Consider the following 10,409-nt stretch of genomic DNA (forward strand, 5'->3'; position numbering starts at 1 on the left):
CGATGACAGTTACAAGAACGGTCGAAGAACCTCCAGCAGGCCGTCGGGGTTGTCAACCGGGATGACGTGGGTGCTGTTCTCGACCTGGACCAGGTTTGCGTTGGTCATGCGGCTGGCCATGTCGGCCATGACATCGTGGTTCACGAAGCTGTCGGCTGCGTGGACCAGTAGGGCCGGGGTCGCCATGCCTTCCAGCCGTTCCCAGTGGTCGTCGGAGCGGAAGGGCCAGCGTTCGAAGAAGTAGGGGTCGTGCTTGGGTGCCAGCCGCCCGCCGTCGACCGGTCCGAAGCTGGTCAACGCGGTCAGCTCCAGCATCTCCTCGGGGGCATTGGGGAAGGCGAACCCGAGGCCGGTCCGTACATCGCCGTGGTCGGCGTGGCTGGTGGGTCGGGGGAAGAGGTCGGTCTCGCTCTGGGCGAACGACGCCTCCACGTCCACCACCACGATGCTTCCGACCCGGTCGGGGTTCTCCGCCGCGTACTGGATGGCTACCAGGGCGCCCCAGGAGGAACCCATCAGGTCGACGCGGTCCTCGCCGAGGGACTCGATGAGGACTCCCAGGTCCGCAACATGGTCGGAGGTCGTGTAGTTATGGTCCGGTGACCACTGGCTCTCGCCGTAGCCGCGGAAATCGAGGGCCACCACCCGTCGCCGGTCACCGATACCGGCCGCCACTGCCCTCCAGTTCCAGGCGTTGCCGATCACGCCATGCATGCATATCAGCGCCGTTCCCTCACCTCCGTAGTCCAGGTAGTGCAGGCGATTGCCTTGGGAACCGGTCGTGTATCCATGTCGGACGCTCGGCGTCTCCATGTGTCTCCTCCTTGGATGAATGGCGGACGGGCTCGTTGCTCGCTTCGGTGAGTTTGATCATATCCATGGCATCCGTTGGCCATCACAGCGGCGCGGCCCAGGTTCCGAGCCGGATTATTACCACCACCAATATCAATTCGGCTAGTGTTGGAGCATAGACCGGCATCGAGAAGGTGGTCCGTATGGGAGTGCTAGACGGCAAGGTGGTCGTAATCACCGGCGGGGCTCGCGGCATCGGCCGCGCCTATGCCCTCGGTGTCGCCGCGGAGGGAGCCAGCGTGGTGATTGCCGACCTGCTGGACGGCTCGCCGGTGGTCGATGAACTGGCCGGCTCCGGCAGTGAGGCCCTGTCCGTCACGACCGACGTGAGCGACGAGGCATCCACGGTGGCCATGGCGGAAGCGGCCATGGACAGGTTCGGGCGGATCGACGTGCTCATCAACAATGCCGCCATGTTCTCCGAGACCACCCGGGGGCCCTTCACGGACCTCACCGTGGCCGAATGGGATCGCACCTTCGAGGTCAACGTCCGCGGCGTCTGGCTGTGTACCAAGGCGGTGTACCCGCATATGGCGGCCCAGGGATCGGGCAAGATCATCAACATCGCCTCCAATACCTGTTACAAGGGAACCCTCGGCTTCCCCCATTACGTGGCCAGCAAGTCCGCCCTACTGGGCCTCACCAGGTGCCTGGCTAATGAGCTGGGTCCCGAGGGCATCACGGTCAACACGGTTTCGCCGGACCTCATCCCCAACCCGGACCTCCGTCCCACGGACGCCACCAGCGACCCGTTCGTGGTGTCGGGCCGGGCCATCCGGCGCACCCAGGAGGCTGACGACATGGTGGGAACGATCATCTACCTGAGCTCCCCGGCGTCCGACTTCGTCACCGGCCAGAGCCTGCTGGTCAACGGCGGCGCCTTCTTCCTCTGAACGTGTACCCAGGATCCGAACCGGAAGGCAGGTGAGAATGGCCAAGCCGAGCATGCAGGACCTAGCCGATCCGTTCGTACCCGAGCGCGACTCCAAGTGGTACCGGGCCATGTGGCACTTCTGGCATCCCGTCGCTTACAGCGGCGATGTCGTAGAGGGCGAGATGTTGCAGGGTCAACTTCTCGGCGAGCGCATCCTCCTCGTCCGCCACGAAGGGACGGTGCGAGCGTTCATGGATGTCTGCCGGCACAAGGGAGCGGCGCCCTCGCTCGGCTGGATCGAGAACGGCTGCATCAACTGCCCCTACCACGGTTGGTCCTACGACATGGAGGGCAACCTGGTCAACATCCCCTCCCGTCCCGAGCTCAACGGGATACTGAAGGTCAATCTGGAGCGTTACTTGTGCCGGGAGGGCGCGGGGCTGATCTGGGTCTCGCTGGTCGATGAGCCATGGGGCGATCCTCCCGGCCTGGCCGAGTGGGACGACCCCGACATGCACTGGCAGTCACCCGCCTACTACGACTGGAAGACCAGCGCGCCACGCCGTCTCGAGAACTTCGTCGACTTCTCGCACTTCCCGTTCGTCCACGAGAACATCCTTGGAACCAGGGACAAGGCCGAGGTGGAGGACCACGAGGTCTGGCGGGAGGGGCAGATGCTCCGCTTCGACCGCTACGTCGTGGAACCCAACGACGACACGATGAAGGGGATCCTCGGGATATCCGACGACATCGTCACGGTGCTCAACCGCTACTACCTGAGCCTCCCGGGCACGATCTATCTCCTGCGGATCTTCCCCAACGGCAAGCGCTACGGGCTCTACATGGTCTCCGCGCCCACCGGGCCGGCCACCTGCCGCAACTTCTGGCACATCGGCTCGGATTTCGCGCAGACCGATGAGGACCTGGCCTTCCTCATCGATTTCGAACTGATGGTGCTGGATCAGGATCAGCCCGTGGTCGAGTCCCAGTGGCCCGAGCATTTGCCTGACCTGCTCAGCGCCGAGATGTACATCAAGGTGGCCGACGACGTCACCCTCGCCTACCGCTCATGGCTGTTCGAGCTGGCAGCCGACTTCATGAACGAGTAGCGGGAAGGGGAGAGGACGCCGGCGGAGAGCCGGGAATCTAGACCACTAGCCGCACGAAAGGAATGGAGGGCTCATGGGCATGCTCGACGGCCAAGTCGTAATAGTGACCGGCGGTGCCGGCGGAATAGGCAGCGCCTACTGCCGAGGCCTGGCCGCGGAGGGCGCATCTCTTGTAGTGGCGGATCTCGCCGACGGCTCGGAGATGGTGGCTGAGGCGGAGGAGATGGGCGCCCGAGCCATCTCGGTGGAGGTCGACGTGAGCGACGTAGCCTCGACCGAGGCGATGGCCGCCGCCACCGTTGACGCCTTCGGGAAGATCGACGCGCTGGTGAACAACGCCGCCTTCTACCTGACGCTCACCCAAGGCCCGATGGAGGAGATCTCGCCCGAGGAGTGGGATCGGTGCTTCGAGGTGAACGTCAAGGGACCCTGGCTGTGTGCCCGGGCGGTTGCGCCCACGATGAGGGCGCAGGGGAGCGGGAAGATCGTCAACATCGCCTCGATGACGGTCAACGACGGTACCCCCGGATTCCTCCACTACGTGGCGTCTAAGGCGGCCATCTGGGGTCTGACCCGGTCCCTGGCCCGTGAGTTGGGCGACGATGGGATCTCCGTCAACACCCTGACGCCCGACTACATCCCCCACGATGCCGACTACGCCGCCAAGCAGCCCCATATTGACGGGCTGATCATCGGCCGCCGGGCCTTCAAGCGGTCCCAGGTGCCCGACGACATGGTCGGGACCCTCCTCTACCTGGTGAGCCCATGGTCGGACTTCGTGACCGGCCAGAACATCTGGGTCAACGGAGGCTCCGGCTTCCACTAAGACAGGCTCGCGGCCGGTGCCTCCAAGTGACCGGTCAGCGGTTCTCGTAGTCGGGGTACTTCCTCACGGTCACCGGTTGTCCTGAGGCCTTGCGGCTCCGGTACCAGGACTCGAACCGGATCATCCATTCATCGGAGCGGGCGATGATGGCCTCCTCATCAAGGAAGGTGAACTCCCCGTCCCGCATCAGGAACGTGCCATCGACCATGGTGTCCGCGGCGAGCGTGCCGGCGCACTTGGTGACGATCCAGTAGAGGAGATTCCCCGCGTTGAGGGGGTAGAGGGTGGTGTTCCGTTGCAGGTCCACCGTGATGATGTCGGCGCGCTTTCCGGCCTCGAGCGTCCCGATCTTGTCACCGAGCCGTAGCGCCTCGGCGCCCCCGATCGTGGCCATCTCGATGGGCACCCAGGGTTCGAACTGCGCTTCCTGGTCCAACGGGACTACGGAGTTGACGAGATAGGCCGTGTAGATGTTGTCGAAGATGTTGCCTGCCGGCATGTCCGTTCCCATGCCCAGCGTGACGCCGGCCTCCCGCAGCGTGGGCACGTCGGCGACGCACCCGTGGTAGGTGGCGTTGGATTGCGGGTTGTGCGAGATCGCGACTCCCGCCTCCGCGAATACCTCCGCTTCCTGGCGGTTCACCTGGTCGCAGTGGAAGAACAGGGTCCGTTCCTGGAGAAGGTTCCTGGTCTGGAGATAGGCCACCGTTCCTCCCCAGGCGGCGTACTGGGCGTCCGACATCTCGCGGTCCTCGGGACAATTGAGCAGGTGGGTGGCGAACCCGACGTCGTATTGCTCGGCCAGTTCCATGCAGCCGAGGAGAAGCCGCTCCGTGCACGAGTAGGTGCAGTGGGGGTGGGTCGCGACCTGGATCCTCCCGTCTTCGGCGTTGTGGTAGTTCCGGATCGTTTCCTCGGTCTGGGCGAGGTACCCGTCATCGTCGAGGCCGTCACCGAGGAGAACGTTGCTGACGGTCTGGGGATGGATGATGAGCCGCATCCTCGACTTGACGCCAGCACGATACGTGTCGTCCGGAAACGGGAAGGCGCTGGTGATGGTGGTGGTGCCGTGCTTGATCGCATTGCACATCGAAAGCAGCGTCAGATCATAGGTGCTCTCGCCCGAGACCCAGGTGTAGGCGGGCCAGATGAACTTCTCCAGGCACTCGGAAATCCCGGTGTATTCGAGAGACGAGGGATCGATGCCGGGAAGCAGGTTGAGGGCGTAGTTGGCCAGGTGGTTGTGCGTGTCGATCAGCCCCGGCATGACGAGCTTGCTGCTGCAGTCCATGACCTCGCCCCCCTGCACCGTGACCTCGGCACGAGGAGAGTCCGTGGGCCCACCGACGGCCTTGATCACGGGCCCGTCTACGAGTACCCAACCGTCCTCTATCACACCCTCTGGGTTCGGTTCGGAGATCAGGAACCGGCAATTGTCGAACAGGATCACGTTGTGGCCTCCTTCCAAGACAGGACCCGATCAACCCCGGTGCCGTCTCCATGGTTTTAGGAGACCCGTTATGCCGGCTCGCTCGATCAGTTCAACTGACCGGGCCCGGGCCTCAGCGATCACCTCTGCCTCGTCTACCTTCGTGGAGGCGCCGTTCTCGTAGATCACCTCGCCACCCACGATCGTCATCACGACGTCGGAGCCGCGGCCGGCGTAGACGAGCGTGGAGATCGTCCGGTTGAGAGGTTGGAGGTGGACCCGCTCAAGGTCTACCACCGCGATGTCGGCCAGCTTGCCCGGCGCCAGAATGCCCGCGTCGATGCCCAGGTAGCGGGCGCCTTCGCGGGTAGCCAGCTCCAGCGCGTCCTCGGATCGGAGAGATGTGGGCTCGAGGGTGTGCAGTCGCTGCACGAATATGGCCTGTTTCATCTGCTCGAACATGTCCTGGCGGTGGTCACAGGCTGATCCGTCGGTACCCAGAGACACGACCGCCCCCGCCGATCTGAGGTCATTCATGCGGATGGCGCCGTCCGCCATGTAGCAATTCGATGTGGGACAGTGGGCCACTCCGGCGCCCGCCTCGCCCAGGGCCGCCACCTCTTCGTCATCGAACCAGACGCCGTGCGCGATCGCGGCCCTCTCGTCGAGGATGCCGGCGCGCTGCATCCAGTGGACGGGCCGTTCGCCGTAGCAGGATATGTAGGCATCCGGATCCGTCGTCGGCGCCGAGCAATGAATGTGCCACCGGGTGTCGAGTTCGTGGGCCAGTGCGACCGAGTCGAGGATGAGGCTCCGTTCGATGAAGTTCCCGTCCGGCGCCGGCCAGACCCCCACCTTCCGGCCGGACGTCGCCTCGATGGCGGCCCGGGTAATCTCGAGCTCCTCCTCCGGTGGTATGGCGAAGAGGTAGTCGGGAATGTCGTAGTGGCGCGTCACCTCGGCCGGTGACCCGAAGATGCCCCGCGTCACCGTCCCGCGCAGGCCCACCTCCTCGATGGTTCGAGCCACCCCGACGGTCGTATCCACGTCTGTGGGGGAGTAGTGATCGTCCACCACCGCGGTGGTGCCGGCCCGAGCGGCTTCTAGCGCGGTCAACCTGACCCCGGCCCAGGCTTCCTCCCTGCTGATCACCTGCGCGTACGGCCACATGAAGTCGGTGAGCCAGGGGTAGAGCGGCATCCCCTCGCCCAGGCCTCGCCCGAGGCTCTGGAACATGTGGGTGTGGGTGTCCACGAAGCCCGGCAGGACCGCTTTGCCGGAGCAGTCGATCACCCTTGTGGCGCGGAATCCCTCGAGATCGCCCGGAGTGCCGACGGCGAGGATCCGGTCGCCCCGGATGGCCACCGCTCCCGGTTCGAGGACCCTCCGCTCGTCATCCACTGTGATCACCGATCCGTTGGTGAGCAACAGATCGCAAACCGTGTCGTGCTCGACGTTCATTCGTGCCCCGTTCCTACGCGCTCTCGCACCGGAGTGTATTATTGCCGTGAGCGATATTGCTGAGAGTGATATCGCGACTGGAAAAAGGCGTCCCAGGGCCGGACACCGGACTCCGAGCAAGAACCCGCTCCAGACCAGGGAGGGACAAAAGAAGATGAGACTCCTAAGAACCCCGTTATTCAGCCTTGCCCTCGTCCTCGTTGTCCTAGGAGCGGCGTGCGGGGATGACGCCGCAACCACCACGACAGCGGCGCCCGCTACGACAGCGGCGCCCACGACCACCGCTGCGCCCGCTACAACCGCCGCGCCCGAGCCGGAGGCGCCATCGGTGATGCGGGTGGCCTTCATCGCGCCGGGCCCTATCGACGACCCGTGGTACCAGTCGATGCTGCACTCGTTGGAGCGTCTCGCCGAGAAGGCGCCCTACGGCCTGGAGATATCAACCGAGTGGTTCGAGAACATCGAGTACGGCGACAGCGAGCGGATCTTCCGCGATCTGGCCGCCAGCGGCAACTTCGAGATGATCTTGGGTAGTAGCACCTACAGCGACGCGGTCTCAGCGGTGATGGGTGACCACCCGGACGTCCTCTTCATCTATGCGGGGTCCGGCAATGATCCGCTGGGCGGCAACGCATTCTGGATCGACACCTTCATCCACGAGCCCGCCTACCTGACGGGCGTCGCGGCGGGTATGATGACCGAGACCGACAAGATCGGCGTCGTCGCCAACTTCCCGTTCCCCAACGTCAACGCCCCCATCAACGGGTATCTTGCCGGTGCGCGGTCGGTCAACCCCGATGTGGACTTCGAGGTTACGTTCATCGAGAGCTGGTGGGATCCCGCCACCGCCAAGGAGGCCGCCGCGGCCCAGATCGCGGCGGGCGCCGACGTGCTCTACGCCATCGTCTTCGGTGTCTTCGAGGCTGCCGAGGAGGCGGGTGCCTACGGGGTGGGCGACCTCGTGGATGTTCAGTTCCTTGCGCCCGACGTGGTGCTCACCAGCACGGTGGCCAAGTGGGACCAGGCCATCGAGGTGACGATCGACGCCTGGTGGGACCAGATGGCCAACGGCGTTCCGATGAACGCGCCGATGGAGCGGATCATGTTCCACATGCCCCAAGGCGGTGGCGACATCGCGCCGCTCAACGAGGCGCTGGTGCCCGCAGACGTGCGCGACAAGGTGCTCGAGGCGCGGGATCAGATACTCTCCGGCGACCTGGTGGTGGACCTCAACGACGCTCCGCCCGAGTAACCGGGGTTTCACAGAGGGTTTCTAGACCGGGGAGGCGGTGGTTACCGTCTCCCCCGCATCGGGTGCCTCATCCGGCGGCGGGGTTCACTCGACGGTAATGGAGTAAACCACCACGTCTCTCGAGGGTGCTCCGCCCATGTTGCCGGTGGCCACATGGAGATCCATTATCGAGCGCGCCACCTCCAGCCCTGCCGCGTCGGTGGTCCCGAACACCACGTAGACACCCTGACTGTCGAGGAGGGCGGCGTTGGGGCCGGTGGTTATGAAGAACTGCGCGCCCCCCGAGTCGAAGCCCGCCGATCGAGCCATCACCAGTTGACCGGGCTGGTAACGGTACGGACCGACGGGCCGGCCGGTGTCCGGATCCGGTGCGAACGGCGGCTCATCCGGGATGGTGTAGCCCGGCCCAGGGTCGGACGGGCTGTTGGTGTGGGGGGAACCGCCCTGGATGATGTCGATCGAAGGGTCGGTCCGGAATAGCAGCGTGCCGTCGTAGTAGCCCCAGCGGGCAAGCGTGACGAAATTGTTGACGGTCTGGGGCGTGTCGGCCGGTGTCAACTCGAAACGCATCTCCCCTTCGCTGGTGTGGAACACCGCGGTGTAACCCGCCGCCGGATCAATACACATCGGTGGTGGGCCGTCGAAGTCGAGCCTCGGCCCGTCGCTTCCGTCCGGCGCCGGACAGCCCGCCGGAACGGCGCCGACACCGGAAGGTCCATCCTCGGCGCGAACATCCGCCACCGTGCCTTCGGCTGCGTCGAGGACGGGGGCTCCGGTCGTGTCGACTGCCACGGATGTCTCGCCGTCCGGCGCTGCTTGAAGGATCGGGAACAGAGCCGCCACGGCGACGACCACCAATGCGGCCGTCCCGATCGCGAGTTTTCTCCGCCGCCCGGCGCGCCCTTGCGCGGCCGCCTTGACCTCCTCCAGCCGGCGCAGGCGATTCTCCTGTTTGCGGCGTTGGGCCCTACCCATGATGTTTCTCGAGTTTGTCTGGACCGGGAATCAGACGCTGCCGAACATGACTTGGCGCCTCGTGGCCCAGGGAGTTGTCCGGGCCTGGCCGTACCACCACGCGGGCGGTAGCCGTGGTCGATGACGGGATGTTCCGGCGCGTCCTCATCCCCGAGGATGGGGACGGAATCGCGTTCAGCGACCATCTCGGGTGCTTCGGTTCGTCCATCGTCGGCGAGCCTACCGCCGGTCGCCCGTCGTTGGCTGCCGGTTGGTGCGCTTGATTACAAGACCAGGTGCCAACCCTTGCCGGCTTACCCAAACCGGTCGTCAGCGCGTCTCCACAGCCCGCTCGGCTTCGTACTCCTCCACCAGCTTTGCCATGCGCTCGATATATAGCCGCACGGTGTAGCGATCGCCAGTGATTTGGTAGTCCTCCATGCCGCCGTGATGGAAATGGATGTGGAACTTCTCAGCGGCGGTGAACCCTGCAGCCAGGAACGGGTCGTCATACTCCTTGGCCAAGCGGAACGTGGCGTTCTTGTTGGCTCGATGGGAGTTGTAGTCCCAGCCGCGCTGGATGGACGCGGCGACCACGGCCTGGACGGAAGCGCTGTAGAGCCTCTCGCCGGCCTGGCGGGTGTCGCCCGCCCCGAACTTGGCCTCTCCCTGGGCCAGCAACGCCAACGCCTCCGCCACATGCTCCGCTACGGCAGACTCTCGGGCCTCTGGCACAACCGTCATAGGGGCAACCTCACTCTCTCCTGGCTCATACCGGATGGTCCCGCGATCCGGAGATCCTCCGGATCCAACGCCCACCAGTCAACTACACCTTCCGGTGCGCTTCGTGCTCCTCCACCAGCTTCAGCATGCGCTCCACGTAGGACCGAACGGCGAAGCGATCGCCGGTGATCTGGTAGTCCTCCATGCCGCCGTGATGGAAGTGAATGTGGAACCTCTCGGCGGCGATGAACCCTGCGGCCAGAAACAGGTCCTCGTACTCGTCGGCCAACTCCCGGGCAGCGTTCTTGTTGGCTCGATGGGAGTTGTGGTCCCAGCCGCGCTGGATGGACGCGGCGATGAGGGCTTGGACGGCGGCGCCGTACAGCTTCTCGGCACCTTGGCGGGTGTCGCCCACCGCGAACTCGGCCTCCGCCTGAGCCAGGAACTCCAACGCCTGAGCCACTCGCTCCGCGACGGTGGACTCTTGGGTCTCCTGCACGACCGTCATAGCTGGGACCTCACTTTCTCGCGGCTCGTCCGGCATGGTCCCGCAAGCCGGAAGCTGCCATCGAGCGCCTTATCGTATCTGTGCGGTCAACGTATCCGCTCGGGTAGTGGCGTTCAAGACCCATGATCGCGACCAACCCCGATCCTTCGGGAAACATCCTGTCGAGGCAAGGAACATGACCGGGCCGTTTGACAGATCAATATAGATGGCACCAATATTCAGCTATTCGACCAGGGGAACGGAGGAGTTGTGGAGGACGGAACCTTTGACGGCATCATCATCGGTGGCGGCTACAACGGACTGACCCTGGGCGGATACATGGCGCGCCAGGGCCTCCGCACACTCGTTCTCGAGCGGAGGCTGGCGTACGGCGGTGCGACCATCACCGAGGAGGTCACCAAGCCCGGCTTCTACCACAACC

11 protein-coding genes are annotated in these 10,409 nt (G+C 64.8%); 5 read left to right on the top strand and 6 right to left on the bottom strand.

Going from position 1 to position 10,409, the window contains the following annotated elements; genetic code table 11:
* Positions 1 to 9: 9 nt before the first annotated feature.
* Positions 10 to 813, bottom strand: a complete 804-nt coding sequence (locus tag OXK16_16365) for an alpha/beta hydrolase (GenBank protein MDE0377514.1) — start codon at positions 811 to 813, stop codon at positions 10 to 12.
* A 182-nt stretch (positions 814 to 995) separates the two neighbouring features.
* Between OXK16_16365 and OXK16_16370 the strand changes: the two genes are divergently transcribed.
* From OXK16_16370 to OXK16_16380, 3 genes are all read left to right on the top strand, one after another.
* Positions 996 to 1,745, top strand: a complete 750-nt coding sequence (locus OXK16_16370) for an SDR family oxidoreductase (GenBank protein ID MDE0377515.1) — start codon at positions 996 to 998, stop codon at positions 1,743 to 1,745.
* A gap of 37 nt (positions 1,746 to 1,782) precedes the next feature.
* Positions 1,783 to 2,835, top strand: a complete 1,053-nt coding sequence (locus OXK16_16375; protein ID MDE0377516.1) for an aromatic ring-hydroxylating dioxygenase subunit alpha — start codon at positions 1,783 to 1,785, stop codon at positions 2,833 to 2,835.
* Between the two features lie 79 nt (positions 2,836 to 2,914).
* Entirely contained in the window at positions 2,915 to 3,661 is a 747-nt protein-coding gene (locus OXK16_16380) for an SDR family oxidoreductase (GenBank protein ID MDE0377517.1), read from the top strand.
* 34 nt (positions 3,662 to 3,695) lie between these two features.
* Here OXK16_16380 and OXK16_16385 read toward each other — a convergent pair whose 3' ends face one another.
* The gene (locus OXK16_16385; protein ID MDE0377518.1) at positions 3,696 to 5,111 is read right to left on the bottom strand and encodes an amidohydrolase family protein; all 1,416 of its coding nucleotides are present in this window, start codon (positions 5,109 to 5,111) and stop codon (positions 3,696 to 3,698) included.
* Between the two features lie 30 nt (positions 5,112 to 5,141).
* Positions 5,142 to 6,551 (bottom strand): amidohydrolase, encoded by a 1,410-nt coding sequence (locus OXK16_16390; protein MDE0377519.1) that lies wholly within the window; start codon positions 6,549 to 6,551, stop codon positions 5,142 to 5,144.
* Between the two features lie 154 nt (positions 6,552 to 6,705).
* Here OXK16_16390 and OXK16_16395 point away from each other — a divergent pair, with 154 nt between their 5' ends.
* Entirely contained in the window at positions 6,706 to 7,803 is a 1,098-nt protein-coding gene (locus OXK16_16395; protein ID MDE0377520.1) for a BMP family ABC transporter substrate-binding protein, read from the top strand.
* Between the two features lie 84 nt (positions 7,804 to 7,887).
* Here OXK16_16395 and OXK16_16400 read toward each other — a convergent pair whose 3' ends face one another.
* The 3 genes from OXK16_16400 to OXK16_16410 all read right to left on the bottom strand — a co-directional run bounded on the left by OXK16_16400 (position 7,888) and on the right by OXK16_16410 (position 9,988).
* Positions 7,888 to 8,778 (bottom strand): peptidylprolyl isomerase, encoded by an 891-nt coding sequence (locus tag OXK16_16400; protein ID MDE0377521.1) that lies wholly within the window; start codon positions 8,776 to 8,778, stop codon positions 7,888 to 7,890.
* Between the two features lie 309 nt (positions 8,779 to 9,087).
* Positions 9,088 to 9,501 carry a hypothetical protein gene (locus OXK16_16405; protein MDE0377522.1) on the bottom strand — a complete coding sequence of 138 codons (414 nt, stop codon included), beginning with the start codon at positions 9,499 to 9,501 and terminating at the stop codon, positions 9,088 to 9,090.
* Between the two features lie 82 nt (positions 9,502 to 9,583).
* Positions 9,584 to 9,988, bottom strand: a complete 405-nt coding sequence (locus OXK16_16410; protein ID MDE0377523.1) for a hypothetical protein — start codon at positions 9,986 to 9,988, stop codon at positions 9,584 to 9,586.
* A gap of 249 nt (positions 9,989 to 10,237) precedes the next feature.
* Between OXK16_16410 and OXK16_16415 the strand changes: the two genes are divergently transcribed.
* On the top strand, positions 10,238 to 10,409 hold a 172-nt coding region (locus tag OXK16_16415; protein ID MDE0377524.1), incomplete at its 3' end, for an NAD(P)-binding protein.

Source organism: bacterium, assembly GCA_028821235.1.
GTDB lineage: Bacteria > Actinomycetota > Acidimicrobiia > Spongiisociales > Spongiisociaceae > Spongiisocius.

Coding starts and splice junctions, on each gene's coding strand:
- OXK16_16365 (MDE0377514.1), bottom strand. CDS start 813: ATGGAGACGCCGAGCGTCCGACATGGATACACGACCGGTTCCCAAGGC.
- OXK16_16370 (MDE0377515.1), top strand. CDS start 996: ATGGGAGTGCTAGACGGCAAGGTGGTCGTAATCACCGGCGGGGCTCGC.
- OXK16_16375 (MDE0377516.1), top strand. CDS start 1,783: ATGGCCAAGCCGAGCATGCAGGACCTAGCCGATCCGTTCGTACCCGAG.
- OXK16_16380 (MDE0377517.1), top strand. CDS start 2,915: ATGCTCGACGGCCAAGTCGTAATAGTGACCGGCGGTGCCGGCGGAATA.
- OXK16_16390 (MDE0377519.1), bottom strand. CDS start 6,551: ATGAACGTCGAGCACGACACGGTTTGCGATCTGTTGCTCACCAACGGA.
- OXK16_16395 (MDE0377520.1), top strand. CDS start 6,706: ATGAGACTCCTAAGAACCCCGTTATTCAGCCTTGCCCTCGTCCTCGTT.
- OXK16_16400 (MDE0377521.1), bottom strand. CDS start 8,778: ATGGGTAGGGCCCAACGCCGCAAACAGGAGAATCGCCTGCGCCGGCTG.
- OXK16_16405 (MDE0377522.1), bottom strand. CDS start 9,501: ATGACGGTTGTGCCAGAGGCCCGAGAGTCTGCCGTAGCGGAGCATGTG.
- OXK16_16410 (MDE0377523.1), bottom strand. CDS start 9,988: ATGACGGTCGTGCAGGAGACCCAAGAGTCCACCGTCGCGGAGCGAGTG.